Annotated in this window: 17 protein-coding genes; 13 read left to right on the top strand and 4 right to left on the bottom strand. The window is 43.8% G+C overall.

The genetic code is table 11. The annotated features are described in order from the left end of the window. Positions 1-123 precede the first annotated feature (123 nt). A complete protein-coding gene (locus L4D20_RS15040; protein WP_428802420.1) occupies positions 124-1,032 on the top strand; it encodes a LysR family transcriptional regulator in 909 nt (302 codons plus the stop codon). Positions 1,033-1,117: 85 nt separating this feature from the next. Here L4D20_RS15040 and L4D20_RS15035 read toward each other — a convergent pair whose 3' ends face one another. Beyond that, complete coding sequence (locus L4D20_RS15035) at positions 1,118-1,900, bottom strand: formylglycine-generating enzyme family protein (RefSeq protein WP_428802419.1); 783 nt, start codon at positions 1,898-1,900, stop codon at positions 1,118-1,120. Positions 1,901-2,042: 142 nt separating this feature from the next. Here L4D20_RS15035 and L4D20_RS15030 point away from each other — a divergent pair, with 142 nt between their 5' ends. The 7 genes from L4D20_RS15030 to oppF all read left to right on the top strand — a co-directional run bounded on the left by L4D20_RS15030 (position 2,043) and on the right by oppF (position 10,651). After that, the gene (locus L4D20_RS15030) at positions 2,043-3,380 is read left to right on the top strand and encodes an anaerobic sulfatase maturase (RefSeq protein WP_428802418.1); all 1,338 of its coding nucleotides are present in this window, start codon (positions 2,043-2,045) and stop codon (positions 3,378-3,380) included. Positions 3,381-3,403: 23 nt separating this feature from the next. Next, positions 3,404-4,444: a tetratricopeptide repeat protein gene (locus L4D20_RS15025; RefSeq protein WP_428802417.1), complete on the top strand. Its 1,041-nt coding sequence runs from the start codon at positions 3,404-3,406 to the stop codon at positions 4,442-4,444. A gap of 592 nt (positions 4,445-5,036) precedes the next feature. Further along, positions 5,037-6,698, top strand: coding sequence for an ABC transporter substrate-binding protein (locus L4D20_RS15020; protein WP_428802416.1), 1,662 nt, complete (start codon positions 5,037-5,039; stop codon positions 6,696-6,698). Between the two features lie 131 nt (positions 6,699-6,829). After that, positions 6,830-7,750 (top strand): oligopeptide ABC transporter permease OppB, encoded by a 921-nt coding sequence (oppB, locus tag L4D20_RS15015; RefSeq protein WP_428802415.1) that lies wholly within the window; start codon positions 6,830-6,832, stop codon positions 7,748-7,750. Between the two features lie 15 nt (positions 7,751-7,765). Further along, on the top strand, positions 7,766-8,668 hold the full coding sequence (gene oppC, locus L4D20_RS15010; RefSeq protein WP_428802414.1) for an oligopeptide ABC transporter permease OppC: 903 nt from the start codon (positions 7,766-7,768) through the stop codon (positions 8,666-8,668). A gap of 22 nt (positions 8,669-8,690) precedes the next feature. Continuing rightward, positions 8,691-9,662: an ABC transporter ATP-binding protein gene (locus L4D20_RS15005; RefSeq protein WP_428802413.1), complete on the top strand. Its 972-nt coding sequence runs from the start codon at positions 8,691-8,693 to the stop codon at positions 9,660-9,662. Continuing rightward, the gene (gene oppF / locus L4D20_RS15000; RefSeq protein ID WP_428802412.1) at positions 9,659-10,651 is read left to right on the top strand and encodes a murein tripeptide/oligopeptide ABC transporter ATP binding protein OppF; all 993 of its coding nucleotides are present in this window, start codon (positions 9,659-9,661) and stop codon (positions 10,649-10,651) included. Before L4D20_RS15005 ends, oppF begins: the two co-directional genes overlap by 4 nt. Positions 10,652-10,745: 94 nt before the next feature. Here the strand turns inward: oppF and fkpA are convergent, their stop codons facing one another. From fkpA to L4D20_RS14985, 3 genes are all read right to left on the bottom strand, one after another. Then, a complete protein-coding gene (gene fkpA / locus L4D20_RS14995; protein WP_428802411.1) occupies positions 10,746-11,522 on the bottom strand; it encodes an FKBP-type peptidyl-prolyl cis-trans isomerase in 777 nt (258 codons plus the stop codon). A gap of 15 nt (positions 11,523-11,537) precedes the next feature. Next, positions 11,538-12,743 (bottom strand): anaerobic sulfatase maturase, encoded by a 1,206-nt coding sequence (locus L4D20_RS14990; RefSeq protein ID WP_428802410.1) that lies wholly within the window; start codon positions 12,741-12,743, stop codon positions 11,538-11,540. A gap of 130 nt (positions 12,744-12,873) precedes the next feature. Further along, positions 12,874-13,803 (bottom strand): LysR family transcriptional regulator, encoded by a 930-nt coding sequence (locus tag L4D20_RS14985; RefSeq protein WP_428802409.1) that lies wholly within the window; start codon positions 13,801-13,803, stop codon positions 12,874-12,876. A 189-nt stretch (positions 13,804-13,992) separates the two neighbouring features. On the opposite strand from L4D20_RS14985, the gene L4D20_RS14980 reads away from it, so the two are divergent. The 5 genes from L4D20_RS14980 to L4D20_RS14960 all read left to right on the top strand — a co-directional run bounded on the left by L4D20_RS14980 (position 13,993) and on the right by L4D20_RS14960 (position 19,077). After that, a complete protein-coding gene (locus L4D20_RS14980) occupies positions 13,993-15,513 on the top strand; it encodes an arylsulfatase (RefSeq protein ID WP_428802408.1) in 1,521 nt (506 codons plus the stop codon). 129 nt (positions 15,514-15,642) lie between these two features. Beyond that, the gene (locus L4D20_RS14975; RefSeq protein WP_428802407.1) at positions 15,643-16,608 is read left to right on the top strand and encodes an AAA family ATPase; all 966 of its coding nucleotides are present in this window, start codon (positions 15,643-15,645) and stop codon (positions 16,606-16,608) included. A gap of 9 nt (positions 16,609-16,617) precedes the next feature. Beyond that, positions 16,618-17,598, top strand: coding sequence for a DUF58 domain-containing protein (locus L4D20_RS14970; protein ID WP_428802406.1), 981 nt, complete (start codon positions 16,618-16,620; stop codon positions 17,596-17,598). After that, entirely contained in the window at positions 17,595-18,095 is a 501-nt protein-coding gene (locus L4D20_RS14965; RefSeq protein ID WP_428802405.1) for a DUF4381 domain-containing protein, read from the top strand. Before L4D20_RS14970 ends, L4D20_RS14965 begins: the two co-directional genes overlap by 4 nt. Then, complete coding sequence (locus tag L4D20_RS14960; RefSeq protein ID WP_428802404.1) at positions 18,088-19,077, top strand: VWA domain-containing protein; 990 nt, start codon at positions 18,088-18,090, stop codon at positions 19,075-19,077. The genes L4D20_RS14965 and L4D20_RS14960 overlap by 8 nt, the downstream gene beginning before the upstream one ends. The last annotated feature ends 2 nt before the right edge of the window (positions 19,078-19,079 follow it).

The raw sequence follows: 19,079 nt of genomic DNA, 5'->3' as shown, positions 1-19,079 counted from the left end.
TGCATGAGAGTCGAGCTAATCGATGCTAGGCTCTCATAGGTGACACAAAACGCTCGTATTGTTTTTGTGACTTGATTATTATGCAAACATCTTGAGTTACCCGTGATGACTAAGCCGCTGTCCATGAAAAATACTGAGCTCAACCTTATTCCTATCTTTGTTGCCATATATGAAGAAAAGAGCCTTTCTAAAGCTGCTGCTCGTCTAGAGATAAGCCAACCAGCGGTGAGTAAAGCCCTTGCTCGCCTTAGAGATGTTTACGATGACTCACTGTTTCATCGAGCTTCTAATGGTGTACAGCCAACTAGCTTTGCGACAGATATTTACCCCGCTCTGGCGGTTTCACTTAAAAACTTTCAGTCCACTTTAACTTCATCAAGAGACTTTGACCCTAAGGTGGCCAACCGCGTTTATTCCATAGCCTGTATCTCTATGGCTGCATATTCTTTGATTCCTAGAGCGTTCAAGAACATTCGAGATATTGCACCAAATATCACGCTAGAAGTGCACCCTCTGTTCACTGAAGATTATGAAGCTGACCTTCGATTAGAGCGTTATGATCTGATTGTTGATATGGCGCCATCAGGTAGAACTGTGTTAAAGCATGAAATCATTCTTGAAGATGAATTGGTGGTGTGTTGTCGAGAAGGCCATCCAAGAATAAAGGATAGCATCACTCTAGAGCAGTATTTAGAAGAAGAGCATGTGGTGATGTCACGCTGGCATAACCGACGTTACTTATTGAGCGGTCATGAGCATCCTATTCTGGAAAAACGTAAGGTCGTTTATAGCGCCCCAGGCGTTATGGAAGTATTTCCCGTCATTTTAAGTAGTGACTATCTAGCCTTAGCACCAGCATCGACCATTAAGCAGTTTGAAGATAAGTACCCAATTAAAGCACTGTCGATGCCCCTTGAGCTATTTAAGAGTTCACTCTGTTCCTATTGGCACCCGAGTAAAACCAATGATGCTAGCCACAAATGGTTAAGAGATCAGCTTAAGCGTGCTGGTAAGCAGATAGTGGAAGAGTAGTCATCTAAAGGTTGTCTCGCCTTAAAATACGTAATGGATAAAAGCCAGCATTTAATCGTGCTGGCTTTTTAGTGTTACTTGCTCATTATTTCGCGTCTTTAGCTAACCTCAAGCCCATATCTGACATGATGATTGATTGAGAGGCGAAATCACGGCGATAGTTTTCAGATTGATCCGCAGAATAAGAAAAACTTCCACCACGAACTGACTTATGCGCTAAATGAACAGGGGTGTCTTTAGCGTTGTTTGGATTATCGGTTGGCCCGTAGCGATAAAATGTATCGTCAAAGGCATCGATAACAAATTCACCTACATTACCTGTCATATCATAAAGCCCAAGTTCATTGGGAAGCTTCTGTCCTACAGGGTGCGCTTGGTTATTTGCATTACCCGCATACCAAGCGACATCATCGATATTGTCTGAACCTGCATAGATAAAGTCCTGACTGTAGTTACCACCTTTCGCTGCAAACTCCCATTCCGCTTCGGTTGGTAAGCGGTAATTTTCGCCTGTCATCTCATTAAGCTGATCAATAAAGTAGTTGGCCTGTTGCCAGCTTAAGTTGTTAACGGGAATTTGAGGGTTTTGAAAGAAGCTATAAGAAGATCCCATGACACTTTCAAATAACTCTTGAGTGACTTCAAATTTAGAAATCTGGAAGCTTCCAACAGTCACTTCGCGAGCAGGCTGTTCTGATTTATGTGCTTCTTCAGCGTCAGATCCGCGAACATATTGGCCGCCTTCGACTAGTACCATGTCTTGATCAATCAGTTGAGCGATAGGGTGAGGTGGTTGCACCGCACATCCACTCATAAGCAGCGTCAATGAAATAGCGCCAGCCAAATACGTACCTTTAAATATGCTCATTTTGAATCCCATAAGCCGATTGTATTGAACCGATAAGCTACCACTTTTTAACTTTCCAAATGGTTATAATGGGTATAACAAGCCATATCCATCATTGAGAATTATGATTGCCTCGTCAAATTGAAATAACGGGTATCGAACAATGCATATTACTCAAGGTCCACAGTACAACGGTAAAGCTTCCAAACGAATGCACATCATGGCTAAACCCATTGGTGCGGTATGTAACATTGATTGCACTTACTGCTATTACCTAAGTAAACAGGATTTATTGGAGTACAAAAAAGGTTGTTCGCCACAAATGGATGACGTGATGTTAGAGAACTACATCCGCCAATACATTGAAGCACAAAATACCCCAGAGATTATCTTCTCATGGCAAGGTGGTGAACCAACCATGCTTGGCCTTGAGTACTTTAAAAAAATTGTCGAGTTCCAAAAAAAGTATCAGCCAGAAGGCGTGGCCATTTCAAACGATCTACAGACCAACGGCACACTGCTCAATGATAAGTGGTGTGACTTTTTAGGTAAAAATAATTTCTTGATTGGTTTGAGTATTGATGGGCCAGAGATGCTACACAACGCTTATCGAACTAATCGAGCAGGCAAAGGCACGTTCAAGCAAGTAATGGCCGCTGTCGAATTGCTGCATAAGCATAAAGTGACGTTTGCAACGTTAACCTGTGTGAATAACTTAACCAGCCAAAACGCCCTTGAGGTGTATCGCTTCCTAAGAGACGAAGTGAAATCTCCTCAAATGCAGTTCATTCCCATTGTGGAACAAAAAACCTTTCGTGATACCGCTCCTCAAACTTGGCACGCCGATGATCAGCCTAAACAGGGCGATAAGCGTCTAATTCCGGGTGGCAAAAATTCGGTTGTTGAAGCTTGGTGTGTGTCCGATCAAGCGTGGGGTAACTTCTTAATTTCGATTTTTGATGAGTGGGCAAGCAAAGACATTGGAAAGGTGTTTGTTCAATACTTTGAAGCAAGCTTAGAGACATGGATGGGGCGTCGGAATCCGCTTTGCACGTTAAGTGATTTATGCGGAAAAGGTTTAGCCATGGAGCCAAATGGTGATGTCTATACCTGCGATCATTACGTTTACCCTGAATACAAAATTGGCAATATTCACCACCAAAAGCTCGATGATATGGCTTATGGTCCAAAACAACAGCAATTTGGTTACGCTAAGACCCGTTCATTAACGACTCAATGCCAAACATGTGACTACCAATTTGCCTGTCATGGTGAGTGCCCTAAGAATCGTTTTATACGTACCAAGTCTGGAGAGCCGGGGCTTAATTACCTATGTGCGGGTTGGCATAAGTTCTTCTCTCATGTCGATAAATCACTTGCCTATATCCTTCGTGCTACCAAACACCCTGTCGCGCACGGCAAGTTTAGTGATGCGATACTGCGAGAAAAAATGAAGCAAGGCATTCACTATCAATCTAATCAGCCTCAGAACTATCGCTAAAACCAATCTCTAAGGAAAATCAGATGAATAAAACGATGATATTGGCATTGTCGACACTGCTTGCCGTACCTACAGCAATCGCCAGTTCTGTTGATATGAATATTCAAGGCTCGAGTGATAATCAATCTGCACAAGCAGTAAGCTCTGATCCCATTGCTCAGTTAGCCTATCAGGCACAAGATGTGCGCTTAAGTGATGATCAGCGTGCAGCCGCATTACGAGCACTTGGCTCACAAGCAACTCAAAATGGGCTGGTGGCTGTTGCAAGAGGGTTGAAAGATGCAAGCCCAATAATTCGAGAGGCCGCTATTATTGGGGCTGATCCTTACCCATTGGAGTATCGCTGGCGTTTGGTTTCTCCATTACTTGTTGATGATGTGGCTCAGGTTAGAATTACTGCAGCAGCAGGTTTACTAAAAGAGTTGGATAATCTAGACAGCTTGGGTCAGGTAGAAAGTCAGGATAAACAACACCTGCTGGATGCAGCTAATGAGTTGATTACGCATTTGAAGAGCCAGCCAGATGACGCTTCAAACTTACTGCTCGCGGATGTCTATCGTTGGACTCAGCAATATGATTTAGCCAAAGAGAAATATCTACAGTCTAAAAAGACGATGCCGGATAACCCTCAAATTTGGTTAAGTTTAGCGGATAACTATCGCGCACAAGGATTCGATCAGCTAGCGGTCGAAACTTTGAGCCAAGCCATCAATGTGTTACCGACTAATGCGAATTTGCACTTTGCTAAATCACTTGCACTTGTGAGGCAGGAACAAAAATCACAAGCGGCGAAAGAGAGTCATTTAGCGGCGACGATAGCCGAAAGCAATAGCTACTATTGGTACATAAACGGTGTTTTACAAGAAGAGCTAGATTTAGCATATTCAACTAAATCTTTTGAGCAAGCATATATGCTATCAGGAGCACCTGAGCATCTTTATGCAGTGTGCGATATCTACGCACGCTATGGTCATGACAAAACAGATGAGTGTATCAGTGAACTAGCTCAGGTAGCGCCAGATGAAGTCATACAGCAGCTGAAAGATAAACGGATTACATATTAAATAATTATCAAACTTAGAATAATATATCGAACCAGAGCCCGTCAGCTCTGGTTTTTTTTGGCTTAAACTTAGTCATGTCGGATATAAATCTACTAAAAATTTATCTATTACGCATGCTTAGTCAAACTCGACTGATAGTTCGCCAATTTATGTAAAATTCTCGTTTATGAAGTAGGGTGACTATGTTCACAAATTGACATCATCATGGAGAAGAATGTGAGTTTAGGTTAGATTAATTGCGGCTGGAATGTTAAATTCTTGGGTGATTTCTAGCATAAGATGCTGAATAAATGTATCTGGTTAGAGTTTTTGGCACCATAGTCTATCAATGGAGATCTTTTTATTTGAATGCACCGTTGTTTCTTATTTGAATGGTGTTTTTAACTGGTCTTTATCGGAATGTGAAGAATTATACGTTTTTCTAATGCCAATTTATGGTAAATCACTTCGATGATTGATACTGTGTGCCTAATCTTTGTGTGGTTTTAGGTTTTTGTGCTTAATATTCGCGCTAAATAAATCTAAATCACTGGCTGTTCGGTGAGCCCACAAAGAAGTCATGGATGCTATATAAAAACTTGGAGTTTAATGCATGTACAAGAATAAAATCACTCGTGCGCTTTTCATAAGTGCGGGCCTTTCTCTAGCGCTGACTGGTTGTGGCGATAAGCCTGAAGAAAAACAAGCTGCACAACCTGCGACCCTACCTGAAGTAACTGAATCAACCCTTGCTGAAGTACAAGAGATCGTACGTGGTAACGGTGCAGAAGTTGCAACGATTGACCCACACAAATCACAGGGTGTTTCAGAATCTCACGTTATTCGTGATCTTCTTGAAGGTCTAGTAAACCAAGATGCGGAAGGCAACACTATTCCGGGTATTGCAGAGTCTTGGGAAACGACAGACAACAAAACTTATACATTCCACCTACGCAAAGATGCAGTATGGTCAAATGGTGATCCAGTAACAGCACAAGATTTCGTATTCAGCTGGCAACGTGCTGTTGATCCAAATACCGCGTCTCCATACGCTTGGTATATGGAATACACCAAAATGGCTAACGCGAAAGACATCATTGCAGGCAAAAAAGATAAAAGTGAGCTAGGTGTTAAAGCCGTTGATGCTAACACGCTTGTTGTAGAGCTTGACGCAGCCGTTCCTTATTTCATCATGATGGTTGGTCACACAACAACGAAACCAGTTCACCAAGCAACGGTTGAGAAATATGGTGATCAATGGACTAAACCAGAAAACTTTGTTGGTAACGGCGCATACGTTGTTGACCAATGGGTTGTTAACGAGCGTTTGGTTCTAAAGCGTAACGAAAAGTACTGGGATAACGACAATACGACGTTGAACAAGGTGACTTTCTTACCTATCGAAAACCAAGTAGCAGAAATGAACCGCTTCCTAGCGGGCGAAGTTGATGTTACTTACGAGATTCCAAACGAGCACTTCCGTCGTCTAGAAAAAGAGCACGCAGAATCGCTATCTATCACGGGTAATCTGTGTACTTACTACTACATCTTCAACACTAAGAAAGCACCGTTTGATGATGTACGTGTACGTAAAGCGATCTCATACGCGATTGACCGTAATATCGTGACAGACGCAATTCTTGGTCAAGGTCAAAAGCCGGCTTACTTCCTAACGCCTGAAATCACAGCCGGGTTTGATCCAGAGACGCCAGCATATGGTTCAATGTCTCAAGAAGAGCGCGATTCAGAAGCGGCAAAGCTTCTAACTGAAGCTGGTTTCGGTGAAGATAACCCACTGAAATTCTCTCTTCTGTACAACACATCAGAAAACCATAAGAAGATTGCTGTAGCTCTAGGTTCTATGTGGAAGAAGACCCTTGGTCTTGACGTAACACTAGAAAACCAAGAGTGGAAAACGTACCTATCAACGAAAGACTCGGGTAACTTTGAAGTTGCACGTGCTGGTTGGTGTGGTGACTACAATGAAGCATCTTCATTCCTAACACTGATGAACAGTAACAACACAACCGGTGGTATTCACTATGACAGCAAAGAGTACGATGCGGTTATGGAGAAAGCACTGAATTCAACATCTGAAGAAGAGCGTACGGCACTTTACCTAGAAGCTGAAAAACTTCTAACAAGGGATATGCCAATTGCACCTATCTATCAGTACGTTAAATCCCGTCTACTGAACCCACAAGTTGGTGGCTTCCCAGTAAACAACCCAGAAGAGAAGATCTACTCAAAAGATCTGTACATCAAAGCTAAGTAGTCAATTTAGCTGATATAACAATAATTACTACCGACTCTGCCTGTGCTAATCCTGTGGATTAGCGCATGCAGCGTATTTTTAATTTTTTATTTTATTAATTTTTTATTGTCACTGACTGAAAGAGTGAGCTTATGCTTAAATTCATCGCGAAAAGGATATTCGAAGCGATACCAACCATGTTGGTATTGATCACGGTATCTTTCTTTCTTATGCGTTATGCACCGGGAAATCCATTCTCGAGTGAACGACCACTTCCGCCTCAAGTTATGGCGAATATCGAAGCGAAATACGGCTTAGATAAGCCAGTATTTGAACAGTACACCACGTATTTGACCAACGTTATCCAAGGGGATTTTGGTCCTTCATTCAAATACCTAGATTATTCAGTAAATGAACTGATTGCTGTTGCACTACCCGTGTCGGCAAAGGTTGGACTTGTTGCCTTTATCTTTACTCTCATCATGGGGGTCGCCGTCGGTACGTTTGCAGCTTTACGACAAAATACTTGGGTGGATTATACGGTCATGTCGACCGCAATGTTGGGCGTAGTACTCCCATCGTTTGTTCTTGCCCCGACACTTATCTATATATTTTCAATCAACTTAGGTTGGTTCCCTGCCGGGGGCTGGCTAGATGGTTCATTTAAGTACATGGCGCTTCCTGTCATTGGTATGTCGCTGCTCTATGTGGCTACTTTTGCCCGTATTACGCGTGGCTCAATGATTGAAACGCTAAACAGTAACTTTATTCGAACTGCTAGAGCAAAGGGGTTGAGCTACCCTTACATCATTGTGAAACACGCTCTTAAACCGGCAATGCTACCCGTTGTTTCTTATATGGGACCTGCGTTCGTTGGTATCATCACAGGCTCTGTGGTTATCGAAACAATTTTCGGTTTACCGGGTATTGGTAAGCTGTTCGTTAACGCTGCATTTAACCGTGATTATTCGTTAGTAATGGGGGTCACCATTTTAATTGGTTTCCTATTTATCTTATTCAATGCCATCGTCGATATTTTATTGGCAATGATTGATCCGAAGATTCGCTACTAGCAGGGAAGGATAGTTATGTTAACGAAAAAGAAGAATCTAGAAGCGATCGAGAAGTTCTCCGAGAACCTTGAAATTGAAGGTCGCAGTTTATGGCAAGATGCACGTATCCGCTTTATGAGAAACAAAGCGGCAATGGTGAGCCTGTTCATCCTTGTCCTAATGACATTGGCTGTTATCTTTCTGCCAATGGTCGCTGGTTACGCTTACGATGATACCGACTGGTATGCCATGCACGCAGCGCCAGACGCCGCTCACTGGTTTGGTACCGACAGCTTAGGCCGAGACTTATATGTCCGTACATTAATTGGTGGACGTATCTCACTCATGGTGGGTGTATTGGGTGCTTTAGTTGCAGTAACCATTGGTACTCTTTACGGTGCGACATCAGGTTTCATAGGTGGCCGTACAGACCGAATCATGATGCGTGTATTAGAAATCCTCTACGCAGTACCTTTCATGTTCCTTGTTATCGTGTTGGTTACTTTCTTTGGTCGTAATATCGTATTGATATTTGTCGCGATTGGAGCGATTGCATGGCTTGATATGGCACGTATTGTACGTGGTCAAACATTGAGCTTACGTAATAAAGAGTTTATCGAAGCGGCGCATGTTTGTGGTGTAAGTAACTGGAAAATCATTACTCGTCATATTGTGCCAAACGTATTAGGTATTGTTGCGGTTTACTCAACGCTTCTCATTCCAAGCATGATCCTAACGGAATCATTCCTTTCATTCCTTGGTCTTGGTGTTCAAGAGCCAATGACTAGTTGGGGTGCACTACTTCAAGAAGGTTCGCAAACAATGGAAGTTGCTATTTGGCAACTGATATTCCCTGCAACATTCATGGTAGTGACACTATTCTGTTTCAACTATGTTGGTGATGGTCTGCGCGATGCGCTAGATCCAAAAGACAGATAACAATAAGATTAAGGAAGCGATTATGAGCTTATTAGATGTCAAAGATCTGCGCGTAGAATTCACCACACAAGATGGTATTGTTACCGCAGTTAACGATTTAAACTTCTCTCTAGAGCAGGGTGAAACCCTTGGTATTGTGGGAGAGTCCGGTTCAGGAAAATCTCAAACTGTATTTGCAATAATGGGCCTGTTGGCTAAAAACGGAATTATCTCAGGTAGTGCTAAATTTGAAGGAAATGAAATTCTTAATCTGCCAGAAAAAGCGCTAAATAAAGTGCGCGCAGAGCAGATTGCGATGATCTTCCAAGACCCAATGACCTCGCTAAATCCATACATGAAAGTATGTGATCAGCTGATGGAAGTATTGATGCTTCACAAAGGTATGGGTAAAGCAGAAGCCTTTGAAGAGTCAGTACGTATGCTTGAGGCGGTGAAAATCCCTGAAGCACGTAAACGTATCACTATGTACCCGCATGAGTTCTCAGGCGGTATGCGTCAGCGTGTTATGATCGCAATGGCACTATTGTGTCGTCCGAAACTGTTGATTGCAGATGAGCCGACAACGGCACTAGATGTAACAGTTCAAGCACAAATCATGGATCTGCTAAACGAGCTTAAAGATGAGTTCAATACTGCAATCATCATGATTACTCACGATTTAGGTGTCGTTGCGGGTTCTTGTGACAAAGTACTGGTTATGTACGCAGGACGTACCATGGAGTACGGTACGGTTGATGATATTTTCTACAAACCAAGTCACCCTTATGCGGAAGGGCTGCTTAAAGCAATTCCGCGCCTAGATACCGAAGGTGAAATACTGCCAACAATTCCGGGTAATCCACCAAACTTACTTCGACTGCCGCCGGGCTGCCCTTACCAAGAGCGTTGCCACCGGGTTTCAGATAGATGTATGAGTGAAGCGCCGATCCTTCAGCCATTTGGCGATGGACGTCAACGAGCGTGTTTTTCTGATTGGGAGACTTGGACACGATGAGTACAGATAAATCATTATTATTAGATGTAAAGAACCTGAAAGTTCACTTCAGCATCGCGTCTAAATCAGCGTGGCCTTGGTCTAAACCAGCTAACCTGAAAGCGGTTGATGGCATTGATGTTCGATTATATGAAGGTGAAACATTAGGCGTTGTAGGCGAGTCTGGTTGTGGTAAATCTACTTTTGCACGCGCAATTATCGGTCTTGTGGAAGCAACCGAGGGTGAAGTGGTTTGGCTAGGTCAAGACCTGACTAAAATGCAGGGCGTTCAACGACGTGAAACTCGTAAAGAGATTCAGATGATCTTCCAAGATCCATTGGCTTCTTTGAATCCACGTATGACGGTTGGCGATATTATTGCTGAGCCTCTAGAGACTTTCTATCCTGGGTTGGATAAGGAAGAAGTGAAATCTCGTGTTAAAGAGATGATGGCAAAGGTTGGCTTGTTGCCAAACGTAATAAACCGCTATCCTCACGAATTTTCTGGCGGTCAGTGTCAGCGTATTGGTATCGCGCGAGCGCTTATTCTTAATCCTAAGATGATCATTTGTGATGAGCCTGTGTCTGCACTGGATGTTTCTATCCAAGCTCAGGTTGTTAACCTGCTTAAAGAGCTACAAAAAGAGCTTGGCTTGAGCTTAGTGTTTATTGCCCACGATCTGTCGGTCATTAAACACATCTCTGATCGCGTCTTGGTGATGTACTTGGGTAATACCGTGGAATTAGGGGAAGCACACTCTGTTTTTGCTAACCCAACGCACCCGTATACTCGAGCATTGATGTCAGCGGTTCCTATCCCTGATCCTAAATTAGAGCGAGCGAAGAAAATCGAGATGTTGGAAGGGGATCTTCCTTCTCCAATTAATCCGCCATCAGGTTGTGTGTTCCGTACACGCTGCCCGAAGGCAACCGATATTTGTGCTCAAACTAAACCAATGATTCAAGGTAACGACGTACATGCTGTCTCTTGTTTGAATGTAGCGGTTTAAACGTCATTATCTAGAGACTACTATTCAGCCTGTGACAGGCTTAAGCGCGATTGCTTTTCGGATCGCGCTTTTTTTGTGCCTAAAGCCGCAGACTTTATTGCACGATTTCTAAAAGCTCAATATCGAAAACAAGTGTTGAACCGCCTGGGATCGTTGGTGTTGACTGTTCACCATAAGCCAGCTCCGGTGGAATAACTAATGTGACTTTTGAACCGGCGTTTACTTGTTGCAAACCTTCAGTCCACCCTTCGATGACTTGCGCCAATGGGAAGGTTGCAGGCTCGCCCCTGTCGTAAGAGCTGTCGAAGCTTGTGCCGTCAGTCAGCATTCCGCGGTAATGCACGGTTATCGTGTCTGTTCCTATAGGTTTCTTTCCTCGGCCATCTTCATGGATTTGGATCATTAGGCCTGAATCAAGCTCGGTTACGTTCTTTTGCTGTTTGAAGTTTTCACGGTACTCGTTACCTTGTTCAATCACTTTTACTTGCTTGGTCTCAGAGTATTCAGTCAATTTATCAGCAACCAACTTATCGAGATCTATTAGCACTTCTTCAATCTCTTCTTTAGTCAGCTGCACATTACCGCTAAAGCTGTCATGGATGCCTTGGAAAACATCGCTGTTTTCTAGATTGATACCGAGTTCTTTTGGTTGGTTTAAGCTCGTGACCAAATATTTAGAGAATGAAGCCCCGATTGCGTAAGCGGCTTTTTGTTCTAATGTCGTTAACTCAGCTGCAGGTTCATCGGCAGTTGTTGGCGCAACTTCAGTGTGTGTTTTGGGTTCTGCTTGACTTGGTTGCTCATTTTGGTTGCAACCAAATGTTAGGAATAGAGCTGCGCCTAGGGTAGAAAGTTTAAACAATTTGTTCATGACATCGTTTCCGAGTTATTTAAGGAAAATAGGGTACATAGCTGCAGAGTGACCTTGCTGAATCGCTTCTAGCATGGCGCCAAAGTATGGCATTGAGTAAAGAAAGAATTGCTTATATCCGACGCATAAGTGGTTCAGCCCAGACTCTAAATCAGCAGTAATCGCGGTTCGGTCTTTTGGGCAGCCGCCATTACAGAACGGTCTGAAATGACATTTTCGACACTGTTGTGGCAGGCTAGTCCACTTGTTGGTGCCAAACTCTTTTTGTCGGTCACAGCAAGCAATAGCGCCTAAATCGATAGAATCGATAAGGTTCGATTCGATATTTGCCGGATTCATGTGACCCACTTGATATTCGTCGTAGCTGTAGTGATCACAAGAGTAGAGGCTGCCATCGTGTTCGAGCATCATCTGTTGCCCACATAGCTCGCTGTGGAAGCACATTTGGCTAGGTTGACCGGCTAAGACGCCGAGTGTGTTTTCAAAGAACTGAATGTGAATTTTACCCACATCTTCTTTTTTCCATTCATCGAAGACATCACACAGGAAGTGGCCCCACTGTTGTGGCGTTAAAGACCAATCTTTTGCGCTACGTTGATCGGACGGGTGCTCAACACAAGGCTGAAACTGGATAACCGTTGAACCAAGTGCTTTTAGCTCTTGGTAGGTCTCTTTGGCTAAGTGAGCATTCTCATTATGAACCACGGAAAGCGTATTGAACGCCACACCATATTTTTTCAGCGCTTCAAGGCCGCGTATCGTGAGATGGAGGCTATCGTTCCCTTTAATATCTGGGCGAGTGCTATTGTGATTCTTCTCAGAGCCATCAATGCTAATACCAATAAGAAAATTGTTCTCTTTGAAAAAGGCAGCCCAACGGTCGTTGATCAAGGTACCATTGGTTTGAAAATTGTTTGAAATGGTCATGCCCGGGCGAGCATATTTTTTCTGTAACTCGATCGCTTTTTTGAAAAAGTCGAGGCCTCGCAGTGTTGGCTCTCCACCTTGCCAGCTAAACTCAATGTGCTTCGCTTGCTGTGGCTGAGACTCAATATATTGCTTGGTATACGTTTCTAGCAATGCCTCAGACATCTGCATTGTCGCATTGGGCTCGTATCGTTCCTCTTTGCGGAGGTAGTAACAGTAGTTACAATCAAGGTTACATTTGGCGCCGACAGGTTTTACGATCAGGTGATAAGGATGAGTAGACTGAGTGGTCATGGGTGACTCCAGAGCTTAATTAAACGGTCATCATCCCTATTAACTAATATCGAACGCTGTAGCTCCTTGTTCGTAGGCTGCAAATATATCACTGCTACTCGAAGCGATAAATAGAACCCATCAATACTCTTTATTTATGTTGTAAATGTTTAAGGTCTTTATCGAAGATATCTTTCAATAGATCTCTTAACCATTTGTGCGCTGCGTTATGAGTGAACTTACGATTCCATACCAGATAAATATCGATATCTTTGGTGTCAATCGGGACTTCAAACGTTTGCAAATTAAACAGAGGAGAAAACTGCTTGGCGTAAGTTTTCAGGGTCACACCCAATGACTCGGTGTTACTGATCGTCGCGAGCATACTCATCATTGAGGACTGTTCGGTGAGTACTCGGCGCTTTGGCAAAACCTCATCGGTAAAGAGATCAAAGGCGGTTAGGTTCAGTCGTTTTAGGTTAAATAGAACGTGCTTTTCTTCAAAAAACTGCTCACGAGAGAGACTGCCAATAATGCGTGGGTGGTTAGATTTTGCTAAGCAGACTAAATCATCGGTAGCAATCTTCATAAAGTCTAATGACGCTGATTCAGGCAGTTTGACGTCAACAATGATATCTGCGGTGTCATTGTGTAATGCATTGATTATAAACTCTTCTTCTCCTGGCATTTCACGCATTATGACATCAATACTGGTTCCTGCTGTTCTTTTCTCAAGGTGTGGGACAAGCAATTGAATTAAGGCATCAAATGCGTAGATGTTAAAAGAACGGTGATCGTTAACCTCATCAAACGAGTCAATACCTTCGATAGATTGATCGAGTAATCGAAGGGGCTCTTCCATTTGTTCAAACAAGCTTTTTCCAATGGCTGTTGGTTGCACGCCACGACCTGAACGGATGAACAGATTGGCGTCAATAGAGGTCTTTAATCGATTAATGGCATTACTGACCGACGATTGAGTCAGGTCTAACTCCTCGGCTGCCTTAGTGAATGATCCAGTTCGGCATACTGCGACAAACACACGAAGTAGATTGAGATCAAAATGCTTATTTTGTGGCATTCCAAATTACCTAATATTCATAATATAAATGTTATCTATTATCTTAGGCTCATACTAGATGGGCTGTAAACCTTTTAATCTATACGTAATCCAATTTCGGATGTTTCTCCTCAATTTATTACATGGAAGAGTTGGCACGTAGGAAGCTGTTGCGTTGTGGAGTCGTTGAAACTAATAAAGGTTATGCAAATGAAAACATTTTCTAAAAACCTGATCAGCACAGCGGTTGTTGCAACTGCTGCAGTAGGCGCCGTTGCTCCTGCAATGGCTAACGCTGCTGAGAAGCCAAACATCGTTGTCATCATGGCGGATGATATCGGTTGGTTTAACACGTCTGCTTATAACAATGGCATGATGGGTTACAAAACACCGAACATCGACCGTGTTGCCAACGAAGGTATGATGTTTACTGACCACTACGGTCAGCCAAGCTCAACCGCGGGCCGTGCTGCGTTCCTAACAGGTCAGTTACCTGTTCGTACCGGTCTACTAAATGTAGGTCTACCAGGCTCACCTGTTGGTCTTTCTCCATCTGACCCTACGCTTGCTGAAGTTTTAAAAGAACACGGCTACATGACTAACCAGCTAGGTAAAAACCACCTTGGTGACCAAGAGCACATGCTTCCTCACCGTCGCGGCTTTGACAACTTCTACGGTAACCTTTACCACCTAAACGCTGAAGAAGAGCCAGAGAACGAAGATTACCCACAAGACCCTGCATTTGCAGAGCGTTTTGGCCCTCGTGGAATGGTAACTGGCACAGCTGATGGTCCAACAGGTAACGATGGCCCTCTAACTCGTAAGCGCATGGAAACGATTGACCGTGAACTTACAGACATGGCTGTAGATTACATTGAAGCTCAAGCGAAAACGGATGACCCGTTCTTCTTATGGTACAACCCATCACGTATGCACGTTTGGACTCACTTAAGTGAAGAGTGGGCGGGTAAGACTGGCTTTGGTCTATACGCTGATGGAATGAACGAGCTTGACCACTACGTTGGTGAACTTCTTGATACGCTAGAAAAAACAGGTCAGAAAGACAACACTATCGTTATCTTCACAACCGATAACGGTGCAGAGAAGATGTCTTGGCCAGATGGCGGTAACACACCGTTTAAAGGCGAAAAAGGTCTAACAACTGAAGGTGGTACACGTGTTCCATTTATGGTTATGTGGCCAAACAAAATCCCAGCGGGTTCTGTAAACAACGGTATTCAATCTCACGAAGATATCTTCACAACTCTAGGTACTATTGCTGGAGAGAAAGACATTCAAGAGAACTTCAAGAAGAAGCACGATGTTTACATCGATGGTTATGACCACAGAGATGCTTGGTTCAACAATGAAGACACTACTCGTAACGAGATCTTCTACTTTGCTGAGACTGGTAACCTAGAAGCGGTACGTGTTGGTAAGATTAAAGCGACTTTCATTCAGCCAACAGAAGACAACTGGTTCGCTCCTCGTCTTGCAACAACATGGCCTCAATTAGTTGACCTACGTGCTGACCCGTTTGAAGAAGCACCTGAGCACTCAATGATGTACCTGAAATGGTTTGGTGACCGTATGTTCTTCTTCGTACCAGTACAGGTTGAAGTAGCTAAGTTACTTCAGACGTTCCAAGAGTTCCCTCTACGTCAAGCGCCAACCTCATTTAACCTTGAGCGCGTAATGCAGCAAATGCCTTACCGTCCAGACGCTAAATAATTTAATGTTCTAATATTTCTGGGTGTACTTAGGTGCACCCACTTTTCCCGTTAGTTTGCTTATTAAAATCTTTACTCTTTCTAAAAGGATTTCAATAAGTAACTTACCGTATCAACGTGGGGCTATGTTATGCCAACTTCTTCATTACTTCCTAAATTTAAACGTCTTCAAGAGTGCGTTAATCAGACCGTAATTGGTCAAGAACGTGTTGTCGAACAGCTGGTCATTGCATTGCTTGCAAAAGGGCATGTTTTGATTCAAGGCCTTCCGGGGCTGGCAAAAACACGCGCAGTTAATGGCCTAGCTAATAATATGAATGCTGACTTGCACCGTATTCAATTCACGCCAGACATGCTTCCGGGTGATGTGACCGGTGGTGAAGTTTATGATGCTCATAGCCAGTCGCTATCGTTTAAACGTGGCCCAGTATTTTCTAACTTACTGCTCGCGGATGAGATTAACCGTGCGCCAGCGAAAGTGCAGTCTGCGCTGCTTGAAGCGATGGCTGAGAACCAAGTTTCGGTTGGTGGTGTCACTTACCCACTGCCTGAACTATTTATGGTATTAGCCACTCAAAACCCTGTTGAGCAAGAGGGCACGTACCCACTGCCAGAAGCCCAAATGGATCGCTTCTTAATGCAGGTGCTGGTGGAGTACCCAGAGAAGAACGCTGAAAAAGAGATGCTTAAAATGCTACGTAGTGAGCGTTTGGGCACAAACTTAGAAGTGGCAGGTTTGAGTGTTGAAGAAGTACAGGCGGCGCAAAACTTAGTTGAGAAAGTGAGCGTCTCTGATGCTATTGATCAGTACATTGTCGATATTATTGATGCAACGCGTTACCCAGAAAAGTATAGCCCTGAGCTTGCGAGCTTCATTCAGCTAGGAGCCAGCCCACGAGCGGCGATAGCGCTCGATAAATGTGCTCGTTCATACGCTTGGTTGAATGGGCGAGATTACGTTACACCTGACGATATCCGAGCGATAGTTCATACCGTTCTTCGTCACCGTATTGCCCTTAGCTTTACCGCTCTAAGCGATAAAATGACGACCGATAGGGTGATTGATCTACTGCTTGAACAGGTTGCATGGGTATAAGAGGCGCGTATGGCAAAGCAATCGTCGGCTTCAACTGATCTGCGTATCCATACCAGCTTGGCACGTCTTACTGGTTTGGCCGCGCAAGGGCGTCAACTCACTTGGCGTCCACCTCTGGGGCGCTGTTCATTATTAAGTGGTCTAAACGTCGCATCACAACGTGGGCGAGGTTTAGATTTCATTGAGCTGCGTCACTATCACCCCGGTGATGATGTTCGATGCATCGATTGGAAAGTGACACAACGTACTGGTCAACCCTACCTGCGTGTCTATTCGGAAGAAAAAGACAAAACCATTCAATTGATTGTCGATCAAACAAGTTCCCTGTTTTTTGCATCAAATGGCTCGATGAAGTCAGTGATTGTCGCTGAGCTTGCTGCGATTGTCGCAGGTCGTGTTAATTATGATGGCGATCGTTTCTGCGGCAATGTCATTCACGATAGTGGCTTAACAGCTCTGTGTTCAGGTCGAGGCGAATCTGCAATGCTAACTGTGCTTCAACAAGTTGCCACTCATAATCACCAGTTACCTCAACCCTCAACCCAAGCGAATGGGTTAAAGCAAGTGCTCAACGATCTTTGTCAGCGTGGTATTAAGGATCAGCAGCTGTTTATTTTAAGTGACTTCTCTGATTTTGATGCTCAATGCGTTCCACTGATTACTCAATTAGCGGCGCATAATGATCTGTTTGCCTTTCGCGTATCAGACCCATTGGAGATGACGCTACCAAAGCGAAATTTCTTAATGGGTAATGAAGAGTATCAACTCAATATTAGTCAAAATGATGAGCAGCTAAGAGCGAAGTATCATGACTATATTGAGCAGCATCGTTCGGTGTTAGATAACTGCTTTAAAGCAACAGGACAACCTGTTTTTGATTTTACCACTCACCTTGATACCTGGACTCAAATCAACAATTTGGCTCATTTCTCATTTAACTCCGGATTATGTACAGAGCAAGGTTCAGAGCGAAAGGGTAGTGCATCATGAGCAGTGTAAATAACTTAAATAGTACAAATGGCCATGAAGGTAGTGTGACTGAGTTTGGTGCACACCTAATTAAAAATCTCGAATGGGCAGAATTACCAACGCCAGTCTCTTGGTTTCCCGCCACAACGGCTTGGTATACGTTATTTGTGCTCATCATATTAACTATTCTTGGGGCTTTGCTCTATCGCCTTCTTAAGTGGCTTCGAACAACTTACCTCAGAGAAGCAAAGGACCTACTTGAAAAGTACCTTCAGACAGATCCTCAACGAGTTGGCCACTTAGTTAAACGTGTTGCGAATCAGCATTGGCCAGAATACAGAGTAGGGGTAATGACCGCAGCGGCCTTTCATCAATTTTTACAGCAGCAACAGGGTGAGTTGTCACTCTCTAATTCTTGTTGTGAAGCACTTCTTCAAACGAATTATCAGCCAAATGCAGTGTTATCAGAGCAACATGTGGCGGAAGTGAGAGCTTGGTTAGGAGCGCTTTATGTTTGAATTTAGTTATCCGTGGCTTGCACTGGCGTTGCTTCTTCCAATACTGGTCGCACTTGCACCCGCCCACTTAACTCGTTTTAGAGCCGTAAAACACAGCCACTTTGAGCAGTTTCAAGCGTTGTCACAACAAAAGCTCTCTAAGGGCGCGGTTAAGTTAACCCCTCTTTTTTGGCAGCGTAGCTTGGTGGTAATGCTTTATCTCTCTTTGGTACTTGCAGCAATGCGACCTGTCTATTGGGGAGAGGTGAATACCATTGAAACCCAAGGTAGAGAAATGCTTGTCGCCGTTGACTTATCGGGTTCAATGGAAGCGCGTGATTTTTCTGATGAAGAGGGTATTGATCAAAGACGTATTGATGTTGTTAAGAACCTATTAGAAGAGTTTCTTTCTCAGCGAGAGTCAGACCGTGTTGGTCTAATCGCTTTTGGTGACGCTGCTTATTTGCAGTCTCCTTTTACTTCTGATTTTTCCACGCTAAGGCAGCTATTAGCCGAGATGGATGTTCGTATGGCGGGCCCCGGTACGGCGATTGGTGATGCGATAGGCGTAGCGGTGAACCACTTCGAGCATGCTCAAACTACTCACCGTACTTTGATCTTGATGACTGATGGTCGTGACACCAACAGTAATTTTCCGCCGATTGAAGCGGCGCACTTTGCTGCGGAGCACGGTATTACTATCCACTCAATTGCAATTGGCGACCCAGCATCAGTGGGTGAAGAGGCGATTGATATGGAGATGCTCAACCGTATTGCTGAGCTTACTGGCGGTGTCGTATTTGAAGCGCAAGATGCATCGGACTTACAGCAAGTCTACATTCAGATAGACCAACTAGAGCCTGCGGTTTTTGATAGTTATAGCGTCAGACCTAAACTAGAGCTCTATTACTACCCTATTGGCGTAGTGCTTACACTGATCTTGATGGCTTTGCTTGGTGTTTTAGTCACGCTATCTCGCAAGATAAATAAAGGGGATGAGTAGAT

This window comes from Vibrio kyushuensis (genome assembly GCF_050337325.1).
GTDB classification, from domain to species: Bacteria; Pseudomonadota; Gammaproteobacteria; order Enterobacterales; family Vibrionaceae; genus Vibrio; species Vibrio kyushuensis.
This window is presented reverse-complemented; position numbering and strand designations above follow the sequence as displayed.

Excerpts from the sequence above, each read along its gene's own strand:
- L4D20_RS15030 (WP_428802418.1), top strand. The coding sequence starts at position 2,043 with ATGCATATTACTCAAGGTCCACAGTACAACGGTAAAGCTTCCAAACGA.
- L4D20_RS15025 (WP_428802417.1), top strand. The coding sequence starts at position 3,404 with ATGAATAAAACGATGATATTGGCATTGTCGACACTGCTTGCCGTACCT.
- L4D20_RS14980 (WP_428802408.1), top strand. The coding sequence starts at position 13,993 with ATGAAAACATTTTCTAAAAACCTGATCAGCACAGCGGTTGTTGCAACT.
- L4D20_RS15035 (WP_428802419.1), bottom strand. The coding sequence starts at position 1,900 with ATGAGCATATTTAAAGGTACGTATTTGGCTGGCGCTATTTCATTGACG.
- fkpA (WP_428802411.1), bottom strand. The coding sequence starts at position 11,522 with ATGAACAAATTGTTTAAACTTTCTACCCTAGGCGCAGCTCTATTCCTA.
- oppB (WP_428802415.1), top strand. The coding sequence starts at position 6,830 with ATGCTTAAATTCATCGCGAAAAGGATATTCGAAGCGATACCAACCATG.
- L4D20_RS14965 (WP_428802405.1), top strand. The coding sequence starts at position 17,595 with ATGAGCAGTGTAAATAACTTAAATAGTACAAATGGCCATGAAGGTAGT.
- L4D20_RS14970 (WP_428802406.1), top strand. The coding sequence starts at position 16,618 with ATGGCAAAGCAATCGTCGGCTTCAACTGATCTGCGTATCCATACCAGC.
- L4D20_RS15005 (WP_428802413.1), top strand. The coding sequence starts at position 8,691 with ATGAGCTTATTAGATGTCAAAGATCTGCGCGTAGAATTCACCACACAA.
- L4D20_RS15020 (WP_428802416.1), top strand. The coding sequence starts at position 5,037 with ATGTACAAGAATAAAATCACTCGTGCGCTTTTCATAAGTGCGGGCCTT.
- oppF (WP_428802412.1), top strand. The coding sequence starts at position 9,659 with ATGAGTACAGATAAATCATTATTATTAGATGTAAAGAACCTGAAAGTT.
- L4D20_RS14975 (WP_428802407.1), top strand. The coding sequence starts at position 15,643 with ATGCCAACTTCTTCATTACTTCCTAAATTTAAACGTCTTCAAGAGTGC.
- L4D20_RS15040 (WP_428802420.1), top strand. The coding sequence starts at position 124 with ATGAAAAATACTGAGCTCAACCTTATTCCTATCTTTGTTGCCATATAT.
- L4D20_RS14985 (WP_428802409.1), bottom strand. The coding sequence starts at position 13,803 with ATGCCACAAAATAAGCATTTTGATCTCAATCTACTTCGTGTGTTTGTC.
- L4D20_RS14960 (WP_428802404.1), top strand. The coding sequence starts at position 18,088 with ATGTTTGAATTTAGTTATCCGTGGCTTGCACTGGCGTTGCTTCTTCCA.
- oppC (WP_428802414.1), top strand. The coding sequence starts at position 7,766 with ATGTTAACGAAAAAGAAGAATCTAGAAGCGATCGAGAAGTTCTCCGAG.
- L4D20_RS14990 (WP_428802410.1), bottom strand. The coding sequence starts at position 12,743 with ATGACCACTCAGTCTACTCATCCTTATCACCTGATCGTAAAACCTGTC.